The following is a 25,526-nucleotide window of genomic DNA, read 5'->3' as shown; positions in this document are numbered from 1 at the left end:
ATCTCTCTACCTGGCGGGATTTTTGCTTCTTCCACCCTGGCCGTCCTGGCGCTGCGCCTGCGTCGGTACCACACGGTAAGTGATATTTTCTGCGTCATTCCATGACGCCAGGCTCTAAATCGCTGAGGAATATCCGAATGTCTTTGAAACTGAAAACAATGACGCTTCATGTTGTGATAGCAGGTTGTATGAGCATGGCCTTTTACGCCCAGGCTGACGTGAAGATCGGCGTCGCCGGGCCCTTCACCGGCCCCAACGCTACCTACGGCGCCCAGTACTGGAAGGGGGCCTCGCAGGCGGTGGCTGATATCAATGCCGCCGGCGGCATCAAAGGCGAAAAGATTGTGCTGGTGCAGGGGGATGACGCGTGCGAACCGAAACAGGCGGTAGCGGTGGCCAACCGGCTGGTGGACGAAGCGAAAGTCTCCGCCGTGGTGGGGCACTTTTGCTCTTCCTCAACGATGCCGGCCTCCGAGGTGTATGACGAAGCCGGGATTCTGACCATTACCCCCGGCTCCACCAATCCGCAGATCACCGAGCGCGGCATGAAGGATCTCTTCCGCATGTGCGGCCGCGACGATCAGCAGGGGGCGATTGCCGCCAACTATATGCTGGACGTGCTGAAGGCGAAGAAAATTGCCGTCATCCACGATAAAGACACCTATGGCCAGGGGCTGGCCGATGCCACCCGCGCGGCGCTGGCGAAGCGGGGCACCAAAGAAGTGTTGTACGAAGGCCTCTCCCGCGGTGAAAAAGACTTTAACGCCCTGGTGACCAAGATCGGCGCCCTCAAGCCGGACGTGGTCTATTTTGGCGGCTGCCACCCTGAGGCGGGCCCGCTGGTGCGCCAGATGCGCGAGCAGGGAGTGCAGGCGAAATTCTTCTCCGGCGACTGTATTGTCACCGAGGAGCTGGTGACGGCCGCCGGCGGGCCGCAGTTCACCAACGGCGTGCTGATGACCTTTGGTCAGGACCCGCGCACCCTCCCGGAAGGCAAAGCGGTGATCGAGAAGTTCCGCGCCAGCGGCTTTGAGCCAGAAGGCTATACCCTCTACGCCTACGCCTCCATTCAGGCTATTGCCGCGGCCTGGAACGCCGTCGGCACCGATAACGCCAAAGCCAGCGACTGGCTGAAGAACCACGACGTCGAGACGGTGATGGGCAAGAAAGCCTGGGATGGCAAAGGCGACCTCAAGGTGTCCGACTACGTGGTCTATCAGTGGGATGACAAGGGCAAATATCACCAGCTCTGATCGGCCACGACCTGAGGACGTTCTGTCCTTTTGACTTGCGAATCGTCACATGACGGCGGTCGACCGGGTACCCATCCCGGCGGCCGTCGGCCTGGCGGCTGGAGGGGCTATGACGGCGTTTTTTCTACAACAACTGATCAATGGGTTGACGCTGGGGGCGGTGTACGGCTTAATCGCCATCGGCTACACCATGGTGTATGGGATCATCGGCATGATCAACTTCGCCCACGGCGAGGTGTATATGGTCTCCGCCTACCTGTGCGCCATCGGCCTGGCGCTGCTCTCTTTCTTCGGGATCCACTCCTTTCCGCTGCTGATTTTCGCCACCCTGGTGTTCACCATCGTGGTCACCGGCGTGTACGGCTGGGCGATCGAGCGCATCGCCTACCGGCCGCTGCGCAACTCGACGCGCCTGGCGCCGCTGATCTCGGCTATCGGGATGTCGCTGATCCTGCAGAACTATGTTCAGCTGAGCCAGGGGCCAAACCAGCAGGGGATCCCGACGCTGCTCAGCGGCGCGCTGCGTATGACGGTGGGCGATGGGGTAGTGCAGATCACCTGGACCAAGGTGTTTATTCTCGTCGCCGCGCTGGTGGGGATGCTGATCCTGACCTGGATTATCCAGTACACCCGGCTGGGGCGCATCTGCCGCGCCACCCAGCAGGACCGGCGCATGGCGGCGATCCTCGGCATCAATACCGACCGGGTGATCTCCCTGGTGTTTGTCATCGGCGCGGCGATGGCCGGCCTGGCCGGGGTGCTGGTGACCATGAACTACGGCACCTTCGACTTCTACATCGGATTTATTATCGGCATCAAAGCCTTCACCGCCGCGGTGTTGGGCGGGATTGGCTCGCTGCCTGGCGCGATGCTGGGCGGACTGCTGCTCGGGGTGGCCGAGGCGCAGTTCGCCGGAATGGTGAATTCGGATTACAAAGACGTTTTTTCCTTTGCGCTGCTGGTGGCGATCCTGATTTTTCGCCCGCAGGGGCTGCTGGGTCGTCCGCTGGTGGCCAAGGTCTGAGGGGGCTCTATGGGTGAACTGACGCGCCAGCCTGCGCGGGATATCAAAAGCGCGCTGATCGACAGCGTGCTGGCCGGTCTTTGCGCGTTAATTGTCTTTGGCCCGATCGTCGGCGTGGTGCTCAAAGGCTATGGCTTTACCCTCGCGCCCGCGCGGGTGGCGATCCTGGTGGCGGTGGTGATGGCCGGCAGACTGGCGCTCAGCCTGCTGCTGCAGAGCCGGCGGGGCAAGGCCTTGGTTGCCCGCTTTGAGGGGGCGGATGACGGGGTGTACGTCCGGCCCCCGGGCTACCGCTCGCGGCTGCGCTGGATAATGCCGCTGCTGGTGGGCCTGGCTATCGCCTTTCCGTTTCTCGCCAGCAAATACCTGCTGACCGTGGCGATCCTCGGGCTGATCTACGTCCTGCTCGGTTTGGGGCTGAATATCGTGGTGGGTCTCGCGGGGCTGCTCGATCTGGGCTATGTGGCGTTCTATGCTATCGGCGCCTACGGCCTGGCGCTGGGCTACCAGTACCTGGGCCTCGGCTTCTGGGCGATGCTGCCGCTGGGAGCGGTGATGGCGGCCCTCGCCGGGGCGTTGCTGGGCTTTCCGGTGCTGCGCATGCACGGCGACTATCTGGCCATCGTCACCCTCGGCTTTGGCGAAATCATTCGCCTGGTGCTTAACAACTGGGTGAGCTTCACCGGCGGCCCCAACGGCGTCCCGGTGCCGTCCCCGACGCTGTTTGGCCTCGAATTTACCCGCCGGGCAAAGGATGGCGGTATCCCTATCCATGAGTTCTTCCACGTCAGTTACAACCCCAACCTGAAATTCATCTTCCTCTACGCCGTGCTGTGCATGGTAGTGATACTGGTGCTGCTGGTGAAGCATCGCCTGACGCGGATGCCCATCGGCCGCGCCTGGGAGGCGCTGCGCGAGGATGAGATCGCCTGTCGGGCGATGGGGCTCAACCATGTGCTGGTCAAGCTCTCGGCGTTCATGCTCGGCGCGTCGACCGCCGGCATCGCCGGAGTGTTCTTCGCCAGCTATCAGGGATTTGTTAATCCGACGTCGTTCACCTTTTTTGAGTCGGCGCTGATCCTGGCGATTGTGGTGCTGGGGGGAATGGGCTCCACCCTTGGGGTGGTGCTGGCGGCGTTTGTCCTGACGGTCACCCCGGAGCTGCTGCGCGGGTTTGACGAATATCGCGTGCTGCTGTTTGGCGTGCTGATGGTGCTGATGATGATCTGGCGGCCGCGCGGCCTGGTGCGCACCAGCCGCAGCGGGGTCGCGTTGCGAAAAGGAGTCGCGCCATGAGCGACAGCATCTTACGCGTTGAGCATCTGATGATGCATTTCGGCGGCATCAAAGCGCTGAATGACGTCAATCTGGAGGTGGAGCGGGGGTCGATCACCGCCCTGATCGGCCCCAACGGCGCGGGCAAAACCACGGTATTTAACTGCCTGACCGGCTTTTACCGGGCGACGGGGGGGAGTATCGTGCTACGGGCGCGGGAAAAGGTCACCGACGTCATTCAGGTGCTGGGGCAAAAGCTTCACCCGGACGATTTCCTCCACCCGGCGCAGCTGGGGCGGCGGATCTATTACAAAATGTTCGGCGGCACCCATCTGGTGAACCGCGCCGGTCTGGCCCGCACCTTCCAGAATATTCGCCTGTTCCGCGAGATGTCGGTGATTGAGAACCTGCTGGTGGCCCAGCATACCCAGGTCAACCGCCATCTGCTGGCCGGGATCCTCAACACCCGCGGCTATCGGCAGGCGGAAAGTCAGGCGCTGGATCGCGCGTTTTACTGGCTGGAGGTGGTGGAGATGGTGGACTGCGCCAACCGTCTGGCGGGAACGCTTTCCTACGGACAGCAGCGGCGGCTGGAGATCGCCCGCGCCATGTGCACCCGTCCGGAGATGATCTGTCTGGACGAGCCGGCGGCCGGACTCAACCCGGTTGAAACCCAGGCGCTGAGCCGGATCATCCGCTTTCTGCGCCAGCAGCACGGCATCACGGTGCTATTGATCGAACATGATATGGGGATGGTGATGGAGATTTCAGATCATATCATCGTCCTCGATCACGGGGACGTCATCGCCCGCGGCGCGCCGCAGGCGATTCAGGCCAACGCCAGCGTGATTGCCGCCTATCTTGGCGCTGAGGAAGAGGAGACGCGCCGATGAGCCAGCCACTGCTTGCCTTTGATGAGGTGGATGTCTTCTACGGGCCGATCCAGGCCCTGAAGCAGGTCTCCCTGACCGTCAACGAGGGGGAGACGGTGGCGCTGATCGGCGCCAACGGCGCGGGTAAATCGACGCTGTTGATGTCGGTCTTCGGGCAGCCGCGTATTGCCGGCGGGGAGATTTTCTATCGCGGGGAGGCGATCAGCCGGAAATCGACCCACTTTATCGCCAGCAACGGCATCGCCCAGGCCCCGGAAGGGCGGCGCATCTTTCCCGATATGACCGTCGAGGAGAATCTGCTGATGGGGACCATTGCCATTGGCAACCGCTATCAGGCCGAGGACAAGGCCCGGATGTACCAGCTGTTCCCCCGGCTGGAAGAGCGGCGGGGACAGCGGGCGATGACCCTCTCCGGCGGCGAACAGCAGATGCTGGCCATCGCCAGGGCGCTGATGAGCCGGCCGCGCCTGCTGCTGCTGGATGAGCCGAGCCTGGGACTGGCGCCGCTGGTGGTGAAGCAGATATTTCAGATCCTGCGCGAGCTGACGGCCCAGGGGATGACGCTGTTTCTGGTGGAGCAGAACGCCCGCCATGCCCTCAACCTGTCGGACCGCGCCTACGTGATGGTGAACGGCCAGATCCGCCTGAGCGGTAGCGGCCAGGCGCTGCTCAACGACCCGGAGGTGCGTAAGGCGTATCTGGGGATCAGCGGCTGAGAGGGTTAATCCCGCGGTTGGTTACGGGTTTTAATGTGCTGCCAGAAACGTTCGGCGGCCTGGTTAAGCCGCGAGCCGGAGCGGTAGAGCCAGGCGCCGATCGGCAGCGACAGGCTCTCATCGAGGATCGTCAGTCGGCCTTCGTCCAGCTCGCGCTGAATGGAGTACTGCGGCAGCCAGCCCACGCCGTCGCCATTGAGGATCATGCGCTTGAGCAGCTCGCTCATGGAAGAGACAAAGGTGAGGGAGAAGGTGATCTCTGGCGTGCGGTCGATGACCTGGTTCACCTGGCGCCCCATATAGCTATCGTTGGCGTATTTCATCAGCGGCAGCACGCCGCGATGTAAATGAAACAGCGGCCGGCCATGTTCGTCGCAGGGGGAGACCAGGTGCAGGTAAGAATCAAAAATTTTATGATTAATAAACGGATAGTTCATTAATTCTTCATTATAGAAGGAGAGGATAAAATCGCTTTTACCCTCTTTCAGGTTAAATACGGCGTCGTTGACGTTAATCGATTCAACATGAAAAGTCTTATTTTTACGGTCGGTGTAACCGGCGATAATTTCCGGCAGCAATAACACCGACAGCGACGGGGCGGCGTCGATTCTTATTTTTTGCGTGGTGTTATTTAAACCTTTAATTCGGCTGATCTGAAAATCCATGTCGTCGAGCATATTTCGCGCATAGCCGACAAAAATTTTCCCGCGGTTGGTCAACTGCAGGGGGTTGGCGCTGCGGTCGAAGATGCTGAATCCGAGGGAAGCCTCCAGCGACTGGATGCGTCGGCTGAACGAGGACTGCGAGATATTGCGGGCTTTGGCCGCCAGGGTAAAGCTGCGTGACTCCTCGAGAGCAATCACATCATACAGCCATTTAACTTCCAGATTTGCCAACACCGATCCAGTCCTCAAAAACGCAATAAAGGCTATGCAATTTTAGCATAGCGCATAGAAACTATGCAATTAACATAATTATCGACAGGTGTTAACATTTTTTGGAAAGTTGAGATTTAAGAATGCGTATCGGCGACCCTACATGAGCACGATATGAAATCGCGACTCACGGTTATTTATTGCTTTATTTCATTGCCCAGGATTTATCTTATTAAATAGCTGGCGACGATGACGAAAGCAATGAATAACCCAGGCCTCTTACCTTAAATAGTTTGTCAGGAGTTCCATGTCACAACAAATTGAATCAGTAAAAATGGCTCTGCAGGAGCTGGGGATTAATGCAAGCGGCGAATTGTTTTACAACCCTGATTACGATTTGCTTATTGCACATGAAACCGCTCCTGAGCTGACCGGCGCGGCCCGCGGCGTAATGACCGACTCTGGCGCTGTGGCAGTGGATACCGGCATCTTCACCGGCCGCTCGCCGCGCGATAAATATATCGTCAGAGACGAGCAGACGCGCGACACCGTATGGTGGGCTGACTCCGGCCTCGGCCGCAATGACAATAAGCCGTTATCGCCAGAAGTGTGGCGCAGCCTGAAAAGCCTGGTCGCAGGCCAGCTGAGCGGCAAAAAACTGTACATCATCGACGCCTGGTGCGGCGCCAGCCCGGACACCCGCCTTGGCGTGCGCTTCGTCACCGAGGTGGCGTGGCAGGCCCACTTTGTCAAAAACATGTTTATCGTGCCGAGCGCCGACGAACTGGCCAGCTTTACCCCGGACTTCGTGGTGCTCAACGGCGCCGGCTGCACCAATGCCAACTGGCAGGCGCAGGGCATGAACTCCGAGAACTTCGTCGCCTTTAACCTGAGCGAGCGTATTCAGCTCATCGGCGGCACCTGGTACGGCGGCGAAATGAAAAAAGGGCTGTTCTCGGTCATGAACTACCTGCTGCCGCAGAAAGGCATCGCGTCGATGCACTGCTCGGCCAACCGCGGCGAAGCAGGGGACGTCGCGCTGTTCTTCGGCCTCTCCGGTACCGGCAAAACCACGCTGTCCACCGATCCGCATCGTCAACTGATTGGCGATGACGAGCACGGCTGGGACGATGATGGGGTGTTTAACTTCGAAGGCGGCTGCTACGCCAAGACCATCAATCTCGACCCGCAGGCGGAGCCGGAGATTTATGGCGCCATCCGCCGCAATGCGCTGCTGGAAAACGTGGTGGTGCGCGCCGACGGCAGCGTGGATTACGCCGACGGCAGCAAAACCGAGAACACCCGCGTCTCCTATCCGCTGTCGCATATCGACAATATCGTCAAGCCGGTGTCCCGGGCGGGCCATCCGTCGAAGGTGATTTTCCTTGCCGCAGACGCGTTTGGCGTCCTGCCGCCGGTCTCCCGTCTGACCACCGAGCAGATGCAGTACCATTTCTTGTCGGGCTTCACCTCGAAGCTGGCGGGCACCGAGCGCGGCATTACCCAGCCGACGCCGACCTTCTCCGCCTGCTACGGCGCGGCGTTCCTGCTGCTTCACCCGACCCAGTACGCCAGCGTACTGGCGGCGAAGATGGCGGAATCCGGTGCGGAAGCCTGGCTGGTCAACACCGGCTGGAACGGCGAGGGCAAACGCCTGTCGCTGCGCGATACCCGCAGCATCATCAGCGCGATCCTCAATGGCACCACCGGCCCGCTGCGCGATGAAGCGATCCCGGTGTTCAATCTTGCGATCCCGCAGAGCATTCCGGGCGTCGACAGCGCAGTGCTGGATCCGCGTAATGGCTGGAGCTCAGCGGATAAGTGGCAGGAGAAGGCGGAGAGTCTGGCTCAGCTGTTTATGGATAACTTTAAGCAGTACAGCGATACCGAAGCGGGCGCGCGTCTGGCGCTGGCCGGTCCGCAGCTGCAGAATAGCGCGGTCGAAGCCTGATCCGCGGCAAGCAGGTCGACGCCTGGCGCCGACCTGCTGGCGAGCCGCTTTACTCCGCAAAGGCCTGCAGCGTATCGCCAGTGAGGCGATAACGCACCCACTCATCCTGCGGCTGCGCGCCAATGCTCAGATAGAAATCAATCGCCGGCTGGTTCCAGTCGAGCACGCTCCACTCCAGACGCCCGCACTGACGCTGTACTGCATATTGCGCGATGGTTTTCAGCAGCGCTTTTCCGGCGCCGATCCCGCGATAGTCGGGGGTTACGTACAGATCCTCCATATAGATGCCGTTACGGCCAAGCCAGGTGGAGTAGCTGGTGAAGAACACGGCGTAGCCCACCGCTTTGCCCGCCACCTCGCAGATCAGCGCCTCGGTTTTGCTGCTGCTGGCAAACAGCGTCTCTCTGATCTCCTCTGCCGTCGTCACCACCTCTTCGGGGGCTTTCTCGTAGACCGCGAGTTCATAAATCATGTCATAAATAGCGGTGGCGTCGTCCGGGGTGGCCTGGCGGATCGTGATGCTCATGGGTCGTCCTGTCTGAATGGTATGAAGGAAAGCAAAATTGCTGACCCAGAGCATAAGCGGTATTGTGAAAAGAATTAAGTGCAATGAAATCAGCAAACGATGAATATTATGCATCCTGTCCTGCGCCGTATCGACCTCAACCTGCTGCCAGTCTTTGACGCGGTCTATCGCTCCCGCTCGGTGCGCCTGGCGGCAGAAGAGCTGGCAATGAGCACCTCGGCGCTGAGCCATGCGCTCTCCCGGCTGCGCAGCGCCCTCAACGACCCGCTGTTCTATCGGGAAGGTCACCGGATGTGCCCCAGCGTCTATGCCAGCCAGCTGGCGCCCTCTATCGCTTCGGCGCTGAAATTTCTCAATCAGGAGCTGACGCCGCCGGCGGCGTTTGTGCCGGCCGCCAGCACCGACTGCATGCAGATTGCGATCACTGATTTCACCGCGTTCTGCGTCTTTCCGACGCTGATGCACCACCTGCAGCGTGAGGCGCCCGGGCTGCGGTTTGAGCTCCGTTATCTGCCCCACAGCCCGGCGCTGACCGAGCTGCTGGCGGGGGAGGTCGATCTGGCTCTCGGGTTCAATACCCCTGACGAGCCAGCTCATCCCGATCTCGAGGAGATTAACTGGCTGCGGGACGAATATGTGGTTATCAGCCAGGCCGACCGAACGGCGCTCACCCTGGACGCCTACCTTGCGGCCCGTCATCTGGTGGTGACCCCGTGGAATGAGCGGCAGGGGGTGCTGGACTGTGAGCTGGAGCGGCAGGGCTATTCGCGGCAGGTGGCGGTGAAAACGCCCTCGATGCTGAGCGCTCCCTTTATTATTGAGCAGAGCGATCTGCTGATGGCGCTGCCCCGGCGGGCGGCGGAGACGATGGCTCGCGCCGCCCGGCTGACCATTTTCCCGCTGCCGTTTCCGGTTCCCCCGTTTGACGTCAAGATTTACGCCCACAAACGCAGCGGGAAACGCGAGGCCACCCGCTGGCTGATCTCCCTGTTGCAGACGCTGGGGAACGCCGCCGCGGCGCCGGCGCCCTGAGGTCACGTCCGGATTATTCACATCTCGCCGCTCCGCGTCGCGTTAACCCTGCCGGGCCGGGTATGTCTTTTACCGCCTGGCGCCCGGGGCGCAGTGGCGTACCCTGGCCTCGGTCACAAAACGGAAAACTCACCTTTTCATCCCTGCCGCCGACGCTGATGGCGTAGAGAGTGTTAAATGATTGTATATAAAAGTAATGTTAATTAGCTAAATGTTATTTATGCGTAAATTGCATCAATGGATGCGTTTATTACGCTTATTTCATTCCCGGTTCTGTTTCAGTCTTCAGCAACAGGCGCGCGACAACGCGTGGATAACAAACTGGAGACCTGCATGCATTCGACAACCTCACTGATGAGTACCCGTGACCGGCTCGGCGCCATTCTGCGCGTCACGTCCGGTAACTTTCTCGAACAGTTCGACTTTTTCCTGTTCGGGTTTTATGCCACCTACATCGCACATACCTTTTTTCCGGCGAGCAGTGAATTCGCCTCGCTGATGATGACCTTCGCGGTCTTTGGCGCCGGCTTTCTGATGCGGCCCATCGGCGCCATCGTGCTTGGCGCCTATATCGACAAGGTAGGGCGGCGTAAAGGGCTGATTGTGACTCTGTCGATCATGGCCACCGGCACCTTCCTGATCGTGCTGATCCCCTCTTACCAGGCCATTGGCCTGTGGGCGCCGCTGCTGGTGCTGATCGGCCGCCTGCTGCAGGGCTTCTCCGCCGGCGCTGAGCTGGGCGGGGTATCCGTCTATCTGGCCGAGATCGCTACCCCGGGGCGCAAAGGGTTTTACACCAGCTGGCAGTCGGGCAGCCAGCAGGTCGCCATTATGGTGGCGGCCGCGATGGGCTTTGCCCTAAACGCCGTGCTGGAGCAGAGCGCCATCAGCGACTGGGGCTGGCGTATTCCGTTCCTTTTCGGCTGCCTGATCGTCCCGTTCATTTTTGTGCTGCGCCGTAAGCTGGAGGAGACCCAGGAGTTTACTGCCCGCCGCCATCATCTGGCGATGCGCCAGGTATTCGCCACCCTGCTGGCGAACTGGCAGGTGGTCATCGCCGGGATGATGATGGTGGCGATGACCACCACCGCGTTCTATCTGATCACCGTCTATGCGCCGACCTTTGGCAAAAAAGTGCTGATGCTCAGCGCCTCGGACAGCCTGCTGGTCACGCTGCTGGTGGCGATTTCCAACTTCTTCTGGCTGCCGGTGGGCGGGGCGCTGTCCGACCGCTTTGGCCGCCGGCCGGTGCTGATTGCCATGACCCTGCTGGCGCTGGCTACCGCGTGGCCTGCGCTGACCATGCTGGCGAACGCGCCGAGCTTTTTGATGATGCTGAGCGTGCTGCTGTGGTTGTCCTTTATCTACGGCATGTACAACGGGGCGATGATCCCGGCGCTGACCGAAATTATGCCCGCCGAAGTGCGCGTGGCAGGCTTCTCGCTGGCCTATAGCCTGGCGACCGCGGTGTTTGGCGGCTTCACGCCGGTGATTTCCACGGCGCTGATTGAATATACCGGGGATAAAGCTTCCCCAGGCTACTGGATGAGCTTTGCCGCCGTCTGCGGCCTGCTGGCCACTTGCTACCTCTATCGCCGCAGCGCCGTTACGCTGCAGACGGCACGTTAATCAGGGAGATGATGATGCGTAAAACGACAGGAACCCTGCTGGCCACGCTGCTGCTGGCCGCCACCGGCGGCAGCGCGCTGTCCGCTGAGGTCACCGTGATGATCTCCGGCGGCTTCAAAGCGGCGCTGGAAAATCTGGCCCCGGCATGGGAAAAACAAAGCGGCAACCACCTCGTGGTGATCCCCGGCCCGTCGATGGGGAAAACGCCGCAGGCGATCCCTAACCGCCTGGCGCGGGGCGAACACGCGGACGTGGTGATTATGGTCGGCGACGCGCTGACCAGCCTCGAGAAAGCGGGCCGTACGCAACCGGATTCGCGCCGGGAGCTGGCCGACTCGCCCATCGGCGTGGTGGTGAAAGCGGGAGCGCCGCTGCCGGCTATCCGCAGCGCAGACCAGCTGCGGGCGGCGCTGCTGGCTGCGCCGTCGGTCGCGTACTCCGACAGCGCCAGCGGACGCTATGTCAGCTCGACGCTGTTCCACCGCCTGGGCATTGATAAGGCGATGCAGAGCAAAGCGCAGATGGTGGAGCGTATTCCGGTAGCCTCGGAAGTGGCGAAGGGACGGTATGCGATCGGTTTTCAGCAGGTGAGCGAACTGCTGCCGGTGCCCGGCGTGACCTTTGTCGGCGAACTGCCGGATAACCTGCAGTACATCACCCGCTTTGCCGGGGCGGTGACCGTCAGCGCCGACCACCCGCAGGAAGGAAAGGCGCTGCTGACGTATCTGGCCTCACCGGCGGCGCAGGAGACCATCCACGCCACCGGTATGCGAAGCGTAGCTGCCGCCGCGCCGGTCAGCCAGAAGGATACTGTTCAATAATCAGCTTCTCCAGCTCTGCCGCCACGTAGGACTGAATACGGCCGCTGAGGCGGATCAGGCCTACCGTACGGGTGACCACCGGGTCGGTAAGCGGTACGGCGCGGAGAACGGAATGCTCCCCGGCGGGCATCGACATCGCGGGCACGGCGGCAATGCCGATGCCCGCTTCCACCATCCCCAGCATCGTGGTGACGTGGCGGGTTTCGCAAATGCTTGGCCGCGCCGGCGTCAGATGCGCCAGCTCCCTGTCGAGCAGCGTCCTGTTGCCGGAGACCCGATCGAGGCCAATATAATCCTGTTCAAAGTATGCCTGCCAGCTGAGGTGCGTCCTGCTCGCCAGCGGATGGTCGTGCCGACAGGCGGCGACATAGCGGTCGTCGGCAAGCGGGGTGAATTCGATGCTGGCCGGCAGGTTTTTGGCAAAGCAGAGGCCAAAGTCAGCCTGTCCGCTGCTCACCGCCTCAATGACATTCCCGGCGCTGCTGTCGATCAGCCGGATACGCACCTGGGGAAAGCGCGCCTGAAAGCTGCGGATGATTTCCGGCATAAAGTAGTAGGCGGCGGAAGGTACCGTCGCCACTGTCACCAGCCCGGTACGCGCCTTGCTGACCTGGCTGATATCCGCCAGCACCGTCTCGACGTGGGCCAGCAGCTGCTCCGAACGTTCGGCAAAATTCTGTCCATACAGCGTAAGGGTCACGCGGCGGGTGGTGCGCTCGAACAGCCGGTTGCCTAACGCGGTTTCCAGCTTTTCGATGCGGCGGCTGAGGGCCGACTGCGACAGGCAAATGGATTCTGCGGCCAGCCGAAAGCTGCCATACTCCATCAGGGCGCGAAAGGCATAGAGATCGTTGAAGTCAAAATTTACGGGCATGGCGGCGGCATCCTTATCGGCTGTCTGGCGCCTCGCCCCGTCCGGTGAGGGGCGATGGCGACGAAAATCGGCTCGGCAGGTGACTGGGCGCGCGGCTGACCGCACGCCGGGTCGTCATACCTTGAGCAGTTTTACCGTGGCATCAATATCGATTTCGTCTTCCGAGAAGATCAGGGTTGTCCCCTGAAAGGTGGTGATCGCCAGCTTTTTCACCGAGCGCATCTCTCCCGGCTGCACCGCGGATTTTGGCCGGATGCTGTTCATCAGCAGCCCGACCGACAGCACCGCGTTTTCTTTATCCACGCGGGTCTCGACCGGCTCTTCTTCCCGGTAAACCACATAGGACTTGATGGAGGTCAGCTTCAGCCGCTCGCCGGCGATATAGATATATTTGCTTTCCGGAATGACCTTCACCGCGTAGGCCGACAGCCCTTTATTGTTGGTGGTAGGTTCAAAAGTCACCGCCGCGTCTTTCTTGATGAGATCGGGATTGGCGACCTTAATCACATGAAAATACCGGTTTTCGCCGTTTTCATCTTTGATAAATCCAAAACCTTTATCTTTAAACCACGTTGTGATTGTTCCGTTCATCGCCATTACCGTTCTTACTCGTTGGTTAACTCAAATTTTGCAGCGCGCAGTGTAAAGCACATTGCCTGCGCAGACCATGCCTTTGCGATAAGTGTGGGTGATAAATGACGCCGCCGCGAGGGCGGATCGTGCGCCAGCGTCGTACCGGCGGGCAAAATGGGGTACTATCGCCGGCCACTCCTTCTTCGGGCCGTCTGATGTCCACCATTATCGATACCTTTGTCGCTCCGCCGTGCCGCGAGCAGATAACCCTCCTGTATCAGGACGAACACCTGCTGCTGATCAATAAACCTGCCGGGCTGCTGAGCCTGTCAGGCAAAGATCCGCGTAACCTCGACTCCGTGCATCATCGACTGGTCCAGCGCTTTCCGGGCTGCACCCTGGTACACCGCCTTGATTTCGGCACTTCCGGTCTGATGGTGGTCGCCCGCAACAAGGTGATTAACGCCGCGCTGTGCCAGCAGTTCAGTCAGCGCACGGTGGGTAAAGTCTATACGGCGCTGCTGTGCGGCCATCTGCCGGAAGATGAAGGGATAGTGGAGGCGGCGATCGCCAAAGACCCGGCCCGTTTCCCGCGCATGTCGATCTGCGCCCGGCACGGCAAACCGGCGCGTTCGCGCTACCGGGTAATTGACCGTATGTACCAGACGCGGGAAGGGGAGAGGGCGCTGGCGCTGACGAGGGTGGCGCTCACCCCGGAGACCGGGCGCACCCATCAGCTGCGGATCCACTGTCAGCTGCTGGGCTATCCGATCCTTGGCTGCGATCTGTATGGCGGCCGGGAATTGCCGGGCACGGAACAGGCTCCGCGGCTGATGCTGCACGCCAGCGAACTGCGTTTTCGCCACCCCGTCAGCTGCGAGCCGATGCATATCCAGCAGGCAAGCTCGTTCTGATCGCCTGCCGCTGGAAGCCCGCGATCACCACATCAGGTCGTCGGGCACCTTAAAGTCGGCGTACGGATCGTCTTCATCCTGCTCATCCTGGCTCAGGGCGCTGTGCAACACGATGCTGCTGGCATCGCGCTGGGCAATTTTCTCTGCCACAATCGCCGGAATAATTGCATATTCCCCTTCAGGTTTGTTATCCACCGCCAGGCGGGCAATCGCCAGGCGACCGTTAATCAGCTGGGTTTGGGTGGTCTTGTCGACCATGATTTTTTTGATCAGATTATTATCGGTAAAGTTAAAGCCGATATCGCCCCGGGCGACCGTAATGCGGTTCATCTCAATCAGCTGCTTGACCTGAGCTTTATACTCTTTCGCCAGCACCGCCTGCTTTTGCTGCTCGCTGAGCTGTTTATCGCGCTCCAGCTGGGCTTTTTTATTCTCTTCCACCGCTTCCCGGGCCTCACGGGCCTGCACGCGGGATTTTTTCGCCGTTCTCTGGACTTTGGCCATTTTTTTGCTGCTGACCAGGCCGGCTTTGAGCATCTGCTCTTGTAAGGTAAGTTTTGTCATTTGCGTATCTGAAGCTTAGGAAACATCTGGCAAGTATACCTGCATTGGCGGAAACGACGCCAGACCCGCGGACGTACTGGGCCGCTGTGCCCGGTAGCGCGAGACTGGCCGGGGATTACTCCCGGGGCTGGAGCTGATAAATCCAGGCGCTGACCTGCTGTCCATCGTCGGTAGTCACCTCCACCGACACCCGATCGTACCCCTCCTCAAAGTCGTCCAGCATGGGCCAGTGCGCCGCCAGCCGGTCGGACAGGAACAGATAACCGTTGACCCGCGGGCCGTTGGCATCGAGGACGATCCCCGGAAAATCAGCGGCTGCGCCCCAGCCACGCGCGTAAAAGGTACCGGTAACGTAACCCGGACGCCACTCGCCCCCGATCGCCTCCAGAATATGCGCATTGCTGCGACCGGGACAGAGCGTCCCATAGACAAATAGCGGTTTCATTTTCTCTCTCTCTCGTTCGCCCTGATACCCGCCCCCAGCGGAGCGGAAAACCAAAATACGGGGTAATTCAGCGCCTGGCAATGGCCGGGTGGGGGCAGGCATCTCTCTGATGCCGGGGAGATTCAGGCGCCGGCGCTGTCGGTGGCATATTTACTGCAGTGACAATTTTAGTGTTGAGTTTTTTTTTATTATTTGCAGGTGAATATAAATAATATTTAATAGCGAAATAATAAATGGACGGCTTATGGAATAAGCTGCGTGAATGGAATGAAGAGGAATTATAAAACTTCCTTGGGTTGAATTCAGATATTATTTAGGGCCAGGCGTTACCTCCCCTGGCTATTTCACTTTAAGATAAACCTCCCTTGAACAAAAAAATACCATCTGATTTCGAAATTCTCGCGGGCAGGGGAGATATTTCCTTTCCTTGAAGCGGCAGGCAATCAATCGAGACGAACGACGTTCGGGAGAAAAACCGCTAGTGAGGAACAGGCCAGAGCAAATGCAGGGGCTGAGGCGAACGCAAGGTATATGAAGGATATCCCACCGGGCATTTGGTCCTGTCTGCAGACAGATGAAAGTGAAAGGCACAGGAGGTGCGATGAAGATTTTCCGCCCATTATGGCGCGATGGGGCTTTTCTGGTTCCGCAGCAGTTTCAGCAACAGGCCCGCTGGGAGGCGCACGTCGCCGATACGGTCTCCCGCATGGCGCTCGCCCACCCCTGGGGGGTATTGCGCGCGGAGTTTGACGCCAGCGCGCTCACCCTTTCCCGGCTCAACGCCACCCGGCTGATCGTGCGTTTCGCCGACGGCGCGCTGATTGACACCGAGCTGGCGGATATTTTGCCACCGGTCCGCGATGTATCGGACGTGATGCAGGACAACGTGGAGGTTCTGCTCGCTCTGCCGCTGCTTAGCGCCAGCGGTGGCAATCTTGATGACGGCCTGGAAAGCGCCCGCCCGCGCCGCTGGCGCGCCGAGCAGGTGACCGTGCAGGAGCTGGCAGGCCATGAACGCAGCGAGCTGGCCGTCCTGCGGCACACGCTGACGCTGCGTCTCTCCATCGAATAAAACGCAGCCTTCCTAACCTGCCCGGTAGCGCGTCTGGTACGCGACGCCCAGGGGCAGTGGATCTTTGACCCGAAATTCATCCCGCCGCTGCTGTCGCTGGCCGCAAGCCCGACGCTGGTCAGCGAGCTGGGCGAGCTGCTACATCGCCTGCAGGCCCGACGCAGACGCCTCATGGCCATGCGCCGTGAAAGCAATGCGCGGATGGCTGATTTTGCCGTGGCGGATGTTTCCCTGTTCTGGCTGCTCAACGCACTGAACAGCGCCGAGCCGGTGCTCAGCGAGCTGCATCAGGACCCTTCGCGCCATCCGGAGCTGCTCTATCGTGAACTGGCCAGGCTGGCCGGCAGTCTGCTGACCTTCTCTCTTGAACATCATCTGGACGCGATCCCCCGCTACCGGCATGCCTCGCCGGAGCAGGTATTCCCACCGCTGTTTGCCCTGTTGGATACGCTGCTCGAAGTCAGCTTGCCCTCAAGGGTGATCGCCATCGCGCTGGAGCAGGGTGCTGACCGAGAGATCTGGCGGGGGAGGCTGCACGATGCACGGCTGCGCGAGGGGGCGGATTTTTATCTGTCGGTGCGTTCTTCACTTCCCCCTCACCAGCTTCAGAGCCGCTTTCCGCAGCTCTGTAAGGCGGGTAGCCATGATGATGTCGCCGAGGTCGTCAACATTGCCCTCAGCGGCATTGCGATCAAACCGCTGAGCCATGTGCCGGCGGCCATTCCGCTACGTCTGGAAAACCAATATTTCGCTCTGGATCTTTCCACGGATGCCGCCCACGCGATGCTGGAGGCTGGCAACTGCACCTTCTATACCCCGGAATCGCTTGGCGACGTGAAACTTGAACTCTTTGCGGTACTGCGCTCATGAATATCTCTGAAAGCGATCTAATCAACAAAACCTTTTACCCGGGCTGGCTGATGGTCAGTCAGTTACGCTGCGGCCAGCCGGTGACCGATGGCGAGGCGCTCTATCGTCAGGCCTGTCGATGGGTGACCGAGGCGCGCGAGGCGCTGGCGGCGGCAGGCGTCAGTGAAGCCAGCGCTGAGCAGATGCTCTATGCCTACTGCGCGCTGCTTGATGAGAGCGTCCTTAACCGCGCCAGTCAGGATGATGGCTACCGCAGGTGGCGCAAGGATCCGCTGCAGGCGCGTTTTTTCAGCACTCTCAACGCCGGGGAAGAGCTCTGGGAACGGATCCGCCAGCTGCTGCGAGAGCCCACGGCGGATGCGGCAGTGCTGACTTGTTTCTATCGTACTTTGCAACTGGGGTTTGTCGGGCAGTACCGCGCCCAGGATGACGAACGGCGTGAGGACGTGGCGCATGCGCTTGGCGCACGGGTCCCGCCGTTCAGCCTGACCCAGGAGGCGCCGGTGGTGGTTCGTGCCTCCCGGCTGCGCAGCGGACGGCGGATGTACTGGTGCGGCTGGGCGGCTGGCATTGTGGCGCTGGCGGCGCTGTGGTTGACCTTCTCCTCCATGCTGTCACAGATGGTGGCGCAGATAGCAGGGCAGGGATAAGAGATGCGTGATAACGCCCGGCGTCTGCTTACGATATTGACCGTCATCCTGGCCCTGTGGCTGGCGCTGGGCTTCTGGCCGCTGTCCATCGGCAACCAGGTGATATTCAGTCTGTGCATCCTGCTGGCGGGCAGCGCGGCGCTCTGGCGTCAGCGTCGCCGGGCAGTCAGCCGTCAGCGACCGGAAATCGTCCTGCCGCCCGAGGATTTTCAGGGGGCGGTGGTTCTGGTCTGCGGGGATACCGACGGTCTGTTTCCCGGGCGTTCGGCGCACTGCGAAACCCGCCTCGGCTGGTATCTACGGGGGGAAAGCGCGGAGCAGTTGCCGCTGCTGGCGCAGTACCTGGCGGCGGCGCGTCCAGCACTGGTATCGCAGGTTTCCGTGCTGCTGGCGGTGGTACCGGAGCACCACACCACCGGGGAGCACCTGGTGCAGTCGCTGTGCGACTGGCGGCGGAGTATTGTTCAGTGCCGAACCTGGTTAAACGGTCTGCCGCCGGTGTGGAGCGTGTTCTGGGTGACGCCGCCTGGCGGCCAGGCAGCGGAAAGCCGCTGGTTTACCGTCACGCCGGATCGGCCTGGTCTCCAGGTGCGGCAGAAGGGACAAGCGCCCCAGTCGATTGCCGACTGGCAGCGAGAGGGCAGCTCTGCCTCACGCCTGCATCATACGCTGTGGCTGGAAAGCATTCTGGCGTTGGCAGAAAACGTTCTTTTCCGGCCACTAAGCACTCGCCAGGCGGAACTTTCGCCGTTGGACCTGTGCGCCATGGGCATCTGCCTGACGCCGGTGACGGCGGTGGCAAATAACCTCTGGCAGCGGCAAATCGCCGGGATCACCACGCTCTCCCCGGGCAACGCCGCGGCGCCAGGTCCTCACCCGCTGCCGGATCTTCTTCTGTCAACACTGCCGCACCGCCACGGGGTCAGCCGCCGGATGCGCGCTGCCGGTCTTGCCGCTGGCATGGGCTTCCTCTTTCTGGCGCTGGCGATGCTGGCTTCCTTTATCAACAACCAGCGCCTCGTGCGCAGCGTCGGCGATCATCTGGCGGTGTACTACCGCCTCAGCGGCACGCCGCCGATGCCGAAGCTGCAGGCGCAGCAGCGTCTGCGTACCGACAGCCGCCAGCTGGATGACTGGCTGCGCCGGGGAGAGCCGTTGCGTTACCGGCTGGGGCTGTATCAGGGGATGCGGCTGATCCCCTTCGTGGAAACCGCGATCAATGACTGGGCACCGCCCCCGCCGCCGCGTCCGGTCATTAAGCAGGTAGTGCAGGGGCCGCAGACGATCCGCCTCGATAGCATGGCGCTGTTCGATACCGGCAAATCGACGCTGAAACCGGGTTCGACAAAGCTGCTGGTGAACTCGCTGCTGGGCATTAAGGCGAAACCCGGCTGGCTGATCGTGGTGGCAGGCCATACCGACAGCATCGGCAACGATAGATCCAATCAACAGCTCTCTCTGAAGCGTGCCGAGGCGGTCCGCGACTGGATGCGCGATACCGGCGATGTGCCGGAGAGCTGTTTTGCGGTGCAGGGCTACGGCGAAAGTCGTCCTGTCGCCAGCAACGAGACGCCAGACGGGCGGGCGCAAAATCGCCGGGTGGAGATCAGTCTGGTCCCGCAGAAGGACGCCTGTCTGACGCCGGGCACGGCTAATACCTCAGGAGCCGGGGCTGCCGCATTAAAAAACGAAACCGAGTAATCCGCGACCCCGAACGAGGACGGTGAACAACAACAATCTGCCTGCCTGACCCTGTGCGCTACGGGTCCCTGATAAACAGGAAATAGCGATGGGCGGTAGCGTGCCTGCAGCCAAACAATCTTGTCGGCAAGTGAGGCCTCTGCGGGGGTGAAGTGCGGGACAGGGGGATGGATAAAGGAGATCTGCATCGACAGCGCTAAGGACATTGCCAGAGAAATGCTGGCAGCGTTAAACGTTGAAGGTTCCGGTTTCTGTGTGCTTTTTTATTTCTCAGTAAGTGAAAATAAATATCCCTGGGGTTTCCTTTTAGTAATGAAACTCCTGGTGGGGTATCTGAGATATCGATATGCACTTAAATATATTTATGATGAATGAGATGATTATCATTAAACAAAATTAAACCGTATGGCCTGTTAATCGATGTTTGATGGTCATTACTGCGGAGTAAAACAGGAATATAATGGATACCTCTTCAATAATTACAGGCACCACCCTCAACCGTTACCAGCTGGATATTCCGTCATGTACTGCATCGCTTGATGTGGAAGAATTCAGCGGTGCAGAAAAACTCAGTGAAACGTATCTCTGGACAATTTATTTCACCAGCACGGATAAAAATATCGACACCAGCCAGTTACTGAGCAAACCGGCGACGCTGACGATGGGCGGCGGCATATTACAGAGCCTGACCGAATGCAAACGGGTGCATGGCGTGGTCACGCATTTTGAGCGTATCAGTGGCTCTGCCGACCAGGCAGAGTACATGATAACCCTCGAACCCTTCCTCTCGCTGCTGGACAAACAGTTCCGCACCCATCGTTTCTTCGTCAATAAATCGGTGCCGGAAGTGGTGGAGCAGGTATTGCAGGAACATCACCTGCATGACTGGGAGTATGAGTTTAATCTCAAGCAACACTATCCGCGGCGCGAGCAAATTAATCAGTATCAGGAGAGTGACCTGGCGTTTATCCAGCGCCTGCTGGCAGAGGTGGGGATATTTTATTTCTTCACCCTGCAGGAAGAGGCCCAGAGCGAAGTGGTCCACTTCGCCGACGCGCAGCGGGCGCTGATGTTCGATAAGACACTGCCGGTTAACAGCCCGTCCGGGATGAGCGACAGCGGTGCGGAATCGATATGGGGTCTGAACATCACGCACAACGTCGTAGAGGCGAACGTCACTACCCGGGATTATAACCCCCGCGATGCGCAGAGCGTTCTCCAGTCGGCAACAGCGGATATGACCCGGGGAAATGGTGAAGGCATCACTTACGGAGAGGTATACCACTATAAGCTTCGCCACCGGGAGCGGGGCGATAAAATCGACCCGCAGGCGGAGACCGCCAACTTCTATGCCCGTCTCGACCATGAGCGTTTTCTCGCTCGCCAGACGCTGATTACCGCGAGCAGTACGGCAGCCTGGCTGGCGCCGGCCCAGGTGCTGACCCTCACCGACAGCCTGCCGTCGACCCTGCCTGTGCCCGTGCAGGACCCACTGTTAATCACCGGCACCGGTTTTACCGCCAGCCGCCGGGAGGCGCTGCGGGTGACCCTGCTGGCGGTGCCCTACAGCGAAACATTGTGCTGGCGTCCGCCGCTGCTGCCGCGCCCGAAGGTGACTGGCACCATGACGGCGCGGGTGACCAGCGCGAAGGCGAATGATATCTACGCCTGGCAGGATGCGTCCGGCCTGTACCGGGTGAAATTTGACGCTGACAGAGAGGAGAAAGGGCAGGGTCAGGAAAGCATGCCAGTGCGTCTCGCCAAACCCTACGGCGGCGACGTGTATGGCTTTCACTTCCCGCTGGTCCAGGGCACGGAGGTGGCGATTGCTTTCCATGAAGGCGATCCTGACCGGCCGTACATTGCGCATGCGCTGCACGACTCGCGGCATGTCGACCCTGTGACGGAGAAAAACAGCACCCGCAATGTGATTCGTACTCCGACCAACAATAAGCTGCGAATGGAGGATAAGCGCGGCGAGGAGCATATCAAGCTCAGCACCGAGTACGGCGGCAAGACGCAGCTGAACCTGGGGCATAACGTGAATGCGCAGAGGGAATTGCGGGGGGAGGGGGCGGAACTGCGTACGGATAAATGGGTGAGCATCCGGGGCGGTGCGGGAGTGTTTATCAGTGCGGATAAACAGCCTTCGGCAGGCGACAGGATGCTGGCAATGGAGGAGGCGATTGTGCAGCTTGAAAATGCGCTGGGTATTGCGAAAAGCCTGGCGTCGGCAGCGGAATCGGCTCAGGCCCTGCCATCGGATACCGGCAACCAGCAGACGCTGAACGATGCGCTGAAAGAGCTGGCGCAGCCGGGGATAGTGCTGAATGCGCCGCAGGGCGTGAGCATCAGCAGTCCGCAGGCGGTACGGTTGTCTTCGGGTAGCGCCAGTGTGGGGATTGTGTCACAGCAGAATACGGACATCAGTGCGCTGAAGCGTTTTACGGTAGCGGCGGGAGATGCCGTCAGCCTGCTGGCACGAAAGACGGGGATTAAGCTGTTTGCGGCGAAGGGAAAGATGGAAATCCAGGCGCAGGATGATGCGCTGGAGGCGACGGCGAAAAAGGATATCACCGTGACCAGCGTGGAAGGGCGAGTGGAAATCACGGCGGCGAAGGAACTGGTGGTGAACTGTGCGGGAGCGTATATCAGGCTAAGTGGTGGCAATATCGAGCTGGGCTGCCCGGGGAATATTCTGCTGAAATCGGCCAATGTGCAGAAAATGGGCGCAGCTGATTATGATGCAAACAAACCTGAGCTTCCCGTCGGTTTCAGTGAGTTTTTTACTGCAAAAGATGAAGAGTCCGGGGAGATTTTACCTTTTACCCGGTACAGGATAACAACCGGTGAAGGTAAAGTATTTGAAGGCAGGACCGATGCGGAAGGTAAAACTGTTGCAGTTTATACTGCCCTGCCTGATGCCCTGCATATAGAATTACTTTAAAGAATGAAGGAATAGCATATGGCTACCGGAGAAGAGAAAAGTAAAACATCGGTACAAGGGACGGGAACGGTTGTAAAAGGAAAATATGGCCCAGAATGTTATTTTCACCCAGGTAGCGCAACATTGCTTTTTCTGGAGGCTTCAGATACTAAAATTATCGAACAGGAGCATGATTTTCTGTCTGGCTTGCTTGAAACTCAGAAACAGGCGCAAAAAAATCTTGATGATATTAATTTTGAAGCAATCACTCAGGCAGGCAGAGTGCCAGCAAGAAAATTTGAAAGTGAAATCACTAAAGCCTATGAAGCCTTAAACAAAGCAAATCAGGCTTTGCGGAAAGAGCTTATGTCACTAACAGCGAATCCTCCGGAGGGGGAATTGCTTAATGATAAAATGAAAGATACTGCCATTGGTATAATGGAACTTATTCCGCTTAAAAATAACACAGTGAAAGGATTCAAGAAAACTTATGTGCGTTCCGATAAAATAAAACAACAGTGGCGAACATATAAGCTCAGCGAAGTTGATAAAGAAAGTGGTGAAGCCAGTTTCATAAAATATAAAAACAAAACTATTGTTTCTCAGGATGCGAATGGTAATCAGGTTAATAAAACCATACGTCAGGGAAAAATAGATACAGCGGAACTAAAAAAACAACTAAGTAACGTACCTGTTTCACTGAAATTCGATCTTGTTGACGATACGAATGTTATTGTCAGTCACTGGGCAGAGGAAATGAACAAATCTCTGACCTGGCCAAAGGGGGATGGTAAAGTCGACGAATCTGTTTATCACCAGTATGTTGATATCAGCGCGCAGGCTCAACTGATGCGCTACAGCCATGGAGCGGGTGCATCAGCGGAATATAATCCGTCAGAAAAAAAACTGGAGGGCAAAATAGAAGGTCATGCCAGTTTTGCACTGGGGGAGGCGAAGGCCGAAACGGCCCTGTACCTGCCGGACAGGTTAGGTGTCAGCCTTTTATTTCCGGCGAAAAAAGTGACTCCACAGACACCGGATGGTGTCTGTAATATGGGAGCGCTGCGTTTTGCCATGAAACTGGTATTGTCAGGTAGCGTTGGTGCCAGTGCTGCAATTGAATTAGGGGTGACAGTAGACTGGAGTGGGGAAATGGAAAAGGGCTATGGCATTAAAGGCCGTCCTGCAACCCTGACTGCTCCACCGTTGCCAGGACAGCAGCAGGTGAATTTAAAGACCTCAACAATACCTGAAGCACAGGGGGGAGGTGAAATTGGTGTTTTTGTTGGTGCTCAGGCGGGAGGTAATATCAGTGGTGCCATTGAGTGGTTTGACCCGCATCCTGATGATACGCCAGTAGCTATAGGTGTTGAGAAAGATAACAAACCCCTTGTCAATAAAGAGAAGAAGTTTGCCGCGATAGCCAAACTGGAAGCGGGGATGACGGTGCAGGCAGGCGCTGGGGGAAGTGGGGTTTTTTATATCACCTATATTCAGGGACGTTTTCGTATTTACTGTAAAGCGGCTTTATGTTGGGGAGTGGGAGCCAAAGGGGAAGTCGGTTTTGAAGTTGATGGCAGCAGTTTTGCGGCTTTTATGAAGAGCTTTATGTTTATGCTAAGGAATGTGGATTATCAGAAGTTAGAAGATATGATGGGAGAGAATGCTTTTAGAGGATTATGTGCAATCCCAATAATTATAGCAGCAGAAGGAATACAAGCATTGGAGAAAAGATATAATCAAGTTGTGGATATATTGGACAGCTTAAGAGTAGATCTTCTGGAAGAAAATAAACGTGTGGATTTGATGAGCAGTATTTTATCTAATCCTGATCAGCTTAAGTATACCCCTCCGGAAACAAAAGGGGCAGTGATTGCCACATTAATTGATCAGAACTGGGTGGACTGGCTTGACCCTCGCAATCAGAATAATGATTTTTTTTCCGTTAACAGCTGGAAGCTCGGTCCTCTAAAGAGGCGAAAACAAGCGGTGTTTATGGCGTTAAAGTGGGTACAAAGTCAGGCAGATTATAACAATGTCATGCAGCATTTGACGTTGTCGCCAGGGGAGAAGAAAGGTAATAAAGAACTGAATGAAAAAGATGTGATTAACTTTTTAGGTATCGGGGAACAAAAATTGTTTTTTTACACCAATTATGGCGAAAAGCTCACCTTACTGCATAATAACCTCCCGGTTTTTGTTGACCCGGATGAGCCATTTAAACCCATACCTGAAATCCTGATGTCAGAATATCTTGCCATGATCGACGACCAGCACCCGACGGGGACAATGACTGCCTGATGCAATGGCTGAGGTGATAAGATGAGAAAATTAATTGTAGTTGCTTCCGTTGCTGCCAGTTTACTGCTCGGGTGTGACCAGAAGAGTACTGACAAGCGTGAAACCCTGTCTGAAGCGCTTGTTGCTAAGTCGCTTTCTAACATGGTTCCCGTTAAGGGCGGCGAGTTCTTAATGGGGGATTTTGGCCCATTAGTTGGTGAAAAACTGCCTTTCAGCATAAACCAGGATGATAAGGTATTACATAAGGTTGTATTAAGTGATTTTTCGATATCAAAGTTTAAAGTTACCAATGATGATTATAATAAATATCTGCAGATAACAGGAATAAAAAAACCTCCCATTAATATTCGGGTAAAAGAGTACCCATCCTTGCAAAAAGGTGATTACTCTGTTGGTGTTACCTGGCAACAGGCAAAAGATTATTGTCAGTGGCTAGGTAAGGAGTCCGATAAAAATATTGATTTACCGACAGAAGCACAATGGGAATATGCGGCAAGGTCAAGAGGGCAGTATCTTCCTTTTGCGACAAATAATGGAAATTTCGAGCTTGGTTCTAATATACCTGAACAAAAGAAATTAGATGAATGGCTTTGTTGAATAAATCGAACTTTTGCTGAGTTGAAGGATCAGATCACGCATCT

At 58.0% G+C, this 25,526-nt stretch carries 19 protein-coding genes and 5 pseudogenes; 18 read left to right on the top strand and 6 right to left on the bottom strand.

What is annotated here, in order from left to right; genetic code table 11:
• The first annotated feature begins 194 nt into the window (after positions 1–194).
• The 5 genes from ABLV54_RS25905 to ABLV54_RS25885 all read left to right on the top strand — a co-directional run bounded on the left by ABLV54_RS25905 (position 195) and on the right by ABLV54_RS25885 (position 5,161).
• Positions 195–1,253: a branched-chain amino acid ABC transporter substrate-binding protein gene (locus tag ABLV54_RS25905; RefSeq protein ID WP_025999207.1), complete on the top strand. Its 1,059-nt coding sequence runs from the start codon at positions 195–197 to the stop codon at positions 1,251–1,253.
• Positions 1,254–1,362: 109 nt separating this feature from the next.
• A complete protein-coding gene (locus ABLV54_RS25900) occupies positions 1,363–2,277 on the top strand; it encodes a branched-chain amino acid ABC transporter permease (protein ID WP_023290184.1) in 915 nt (304 codons plus the stop codon).
• 9 nt (positions 2,278–2,286) lie between these two features.
• On the top strand, positions 2,287–3,573 hold the full coding sequence (livM, locus tag ABLV54_RS25895) for a high-affinity branched-chain amino acid ABC transporter permease LivM (RefSeq protein WP_023290183.1): 1,287 nt from the start codon (positions 2,287–2,289) through the stop codon (positions 3,571–3,573).
• Complete coding sequence (locus ABLV54_RS25890) at positions 3,570–4,445, top strand: ATP-binding cassette domain-containing protein (protein WP_044523916.1); 876 nt, start codon at positions 3,570–3,572, stop codon at positions 4,443–4,445. The genes livM and ABLV54_RS25890 overlap by 4 nt, the downstream gene beginning before the upstream one ends.
• Positions 4,442–5,161 carry an ABC transporter ATP-binding protein gene (locus ABLV54_RS25885; RefSeq protein ID WP_023290181.1) on the top strand — a complete coding sequence of 240 codons (720 nt, stop codon included), beginning with the start codon at positions 4,442–4,444 and terminating at the stop codon, positions 5,159–5,161. Before ABLV54_RS25890 ends, ABLV54_RS25885 begins: the two co-directional genes overlap by 4 nt.
• A gap of 5 nt (positions 5,162–5,166) precedes the next feature.
• Here ABLV54_RS25885 and ABLV54_RS25880 read toward each other — a convergent pair whose 3' ends face one another.
• The gene (locus tag ABLV54_RS25880; RefSeq protein WP_023290180.1) at positions 5,167–6,060 is read right to left on the bottom strand and encodes a LysR substrate-binding domain-containing protein; all 894 of its coding nucleotides are present in this window, start codon (positions 6,058–6,060) and stop codon (positions 5,167–5,169) included.
• Positions 6,061–6,343: 283 nt separating this feature from the next.
• Here ABLV54_RS25880 and pckA point away from each other — a divergent pair, with 283 nt between their 5' ends.
• On the top strand, positions 6,344–7,987 hold the full coding sequence (pckA, locus tag ABLV54_RS25875; protein WP_023290179.1) for a phosphoenolpyruvate carboxykinase (ATP): 1,644 nt from the start codon (positions 6,344–6,346) through the stop codon (positions 7,985–7,987).
• A gap of 49 nt (positions 7,988–8,036) precedes the next feature.
• Here pckA and ABLV54_RS25870 read toward each other — a convergent pair whose 3' ends face one another.
• Positions 8,037–8,513 (bottom strand): GNAT family N-acetyltransferase, encoded by a 477-nt coding sequence (locus tag ABLV54_RS25870; RefSeq protein WP_226564159.1) that lies wholly within the window; start codon positions 8,511–8,513, stop codon positions 8,037–8,039.
• A gap of 99 nt (positions 8,514–8,612) precedes the next feature.
• Between ABLV54_RS25870 and ABLV54_RS25865 the strand changes: the two genes are divergently transcribed.
• From ABLV54_RS25865 to ABLV54_RS25855, 3 genes are all read left to right on the top strand, one after another.
• Positions 8,613–9,545, top strand: a complete 933-nt coding sequence (locus ABLV54_RS25865) for a LysR family transcriptional regulator (RefSeq protein ID WP_044523914.1) — start codon at positions 8,613–8,615, stop codon at positions 9,543–9,545.
• 333 nt (positions 9,546–9,878) lie between these two features.
• Entirely contained in the window at positions 9,879–11,174 is a 1,296-nt protein-coding gene (locus ABLV54_RS25860; RefSeq protein ID WP_044523912.1) for an MFS transporter, read from the top strand.
• 11 nt (positions 11,175–11,185) lie between these two features.
• On the top strand, positions 11,186–11,995 hold the full coding sequence (locus tag ABLV54_RS25855; protein WP_226564163.1) for a substrate-binding domain-containing protein: 810 nt from the start codon (positions 11,186–11,188) through the stop codon (positions 11,993–11,995).
• Here the strand turns inward: ABLV54_RS25855 and ABLV54_RS25850 are convergent.
• On the bottom strand, positions 11,970–12,869 hold the full coding sequence (locus ABLV54_RS25850; RefSeq protein ID WP_044523908.1) for a LysR family transcriptional regulator: 900 nt from the start codon (positions 12,867–12,869) through the stop codon (positions 11,970–11,972). The two genes, ABLV54_RS25855 and ABLV54_RS25850, sit on opposite strands and share 26 nt — an antisense overlap.
• A gap of 114 nt (positions 12,870–12,983) precedes the next feature.
• Positions 12,984–13,466: a cold shock domain-containing protein gene (locus tag ABLV54_RS25845; protein ID WP_032453327.1), complete on the bottom strand. Its 483-nt coding sequence runs from the start codon at positions 13,464–13,466 to the stop codon at positions 12,984–12,986.
• 191 nt (positions 13,467–13,657) lie between these two features.
• Between ABLV54_RS25845 and ABLV54_RS25840 the strand changes: the two genes are divergently transcribed.
• A complete protein-coding gene (locus ABLV54_RS25840) occupies positions 13,658–14,356 on the top strand; it encodes an RluA family pseudouridine synthase (protein ID WP_044523904.1) in 699 nt (232 codons plus the stop codon).
• A gap of 24 nt (positions 14,357–14,380) precedes the next feature.
• On the opposite strand, the gene ABLV54_RS25835 is transcribed toward ABLV54_RS25840, so the two are convergent.
• Both ABLV54_RS25835 and ABLV54_RS25830 read right to left on the bottom strand, forming a co-directional pair.
• Positions 14,381–14,920, bottom strand: coding sequence for a DUF2058 domain-containing protein (locus ABLV54_RS25835; protein WP_023290173.1), 540 nt, complete (start codon positions 14,918–14,920; stop codon positions 14,381–14,383).
• Between the two features lie 115 nt (positions 14,921–15,035).
• On the bottom strand, positions 15,036–15,365 hold the full coding sequence (locus tag ABLV54_RS25830) for a gamma-glutamylcyclotransferase family protein (RefSeq protein ID WP_023290172.1): 330 nt from the start codon (positions 15,363–15,365) through the stop codon (positions 15,036–15,038).
• A gap of 601 nt (positions 15,366–15,966) precedes the next feature.
• On the opposite strand from ABLV54_RS25830, the pseudogene tssK reads away from it, so the two are divergent.
• The 8 genes and pseudogenes from tssK to ABLV54_RS25790 all read left to right on the top strand — a co-directional run.
• Positions 15,967–17,307: pseudogene (gene tssK, locus ABLV54_RS25825) on the top strand (type VI secretion system baseplate subunit TssK).
• Entirely contained in the window at positions 17,304–17,957 is a 654-nt protein-coding gene (tssL, locus tag ABLV54_RS25820) for a type VI secretion system protein TssL, short form (RefSeq protein ID WP_226564155.1), read from the top strand. The pseudogene tssK and the gene tssL overlap by 4 nt, the downstream one beginning before the upstream one ends.
• A 3-nt stretch (positions 17,958–17,960) precedes the next feature.
• Entirely contained in the window at positions 17,961–19,658 is a 1,698-nt protein-coding gene (locus ABLV54_RS25815) for an OmpA family protein (protein WP_123822648.1), read from the top strand.
• Positions 19,659–19,844: 186 nt separating this feature from the next.
• Positions 19,845–19,968, top strand: a pseudogene (locus ABLV54_RS25810) (hypothetical protein).
• 150 nt (positions 19,969–20,118) lie between these two features.
• On the top strand, positions 20,119–22,605 hold the full coding sequence (vgrG, locus tag ABLV54_RS25805; protein ID WP_123822649.1) for a type VI secretion system Vgr family protein: 2,487 nt from the start codon (positions 20,119–20,121) through the stop codon (positions 22,603–22,605).
• Between the two features lie 921 nt (positions 22,606–23,526).
• Positions 23,527–24,556 (top strand): annotated as a pseudogene (locus tag ABLV54_RS25800) (hypothetical protein).
• 248 nt (positions 24,557–24,804) lie between these two features.
• Positions 24,805–24,885: pseudogene (locus tag ABLV54_RS25795) on the top strand (hypothetical protein); the annotation flags it as partial.
• A 21-nt stretch (positions 24,886–24,906) separates the two neighbouring features.
• Positions 24,907–25,473 (top strand): annotated as a pseudogene (locus ABLV54_RS25790) (formylglycine-generating enzyme family protein); the annotation flags it as partial.
• Positions 25,474–25,526 lie beyond the last annotated feature (53 nt).

Source organism: Klebsiella sp. JB_Kp042 (assembly GCF_040065275.1).
GTDB classification, from domain to species: Bacteria; Pseudomonadota; Gammaproteobacteria; order Enterobacterales; family Enterobacteriaceae; genus Klebsiella; species Klebsiella quasipneumoniae.
The sequence above is the reverse complement of the archived record's forward strand: the minus strand, read 5'-3'. Positions and strand labels throughout refer to the sequence as shown.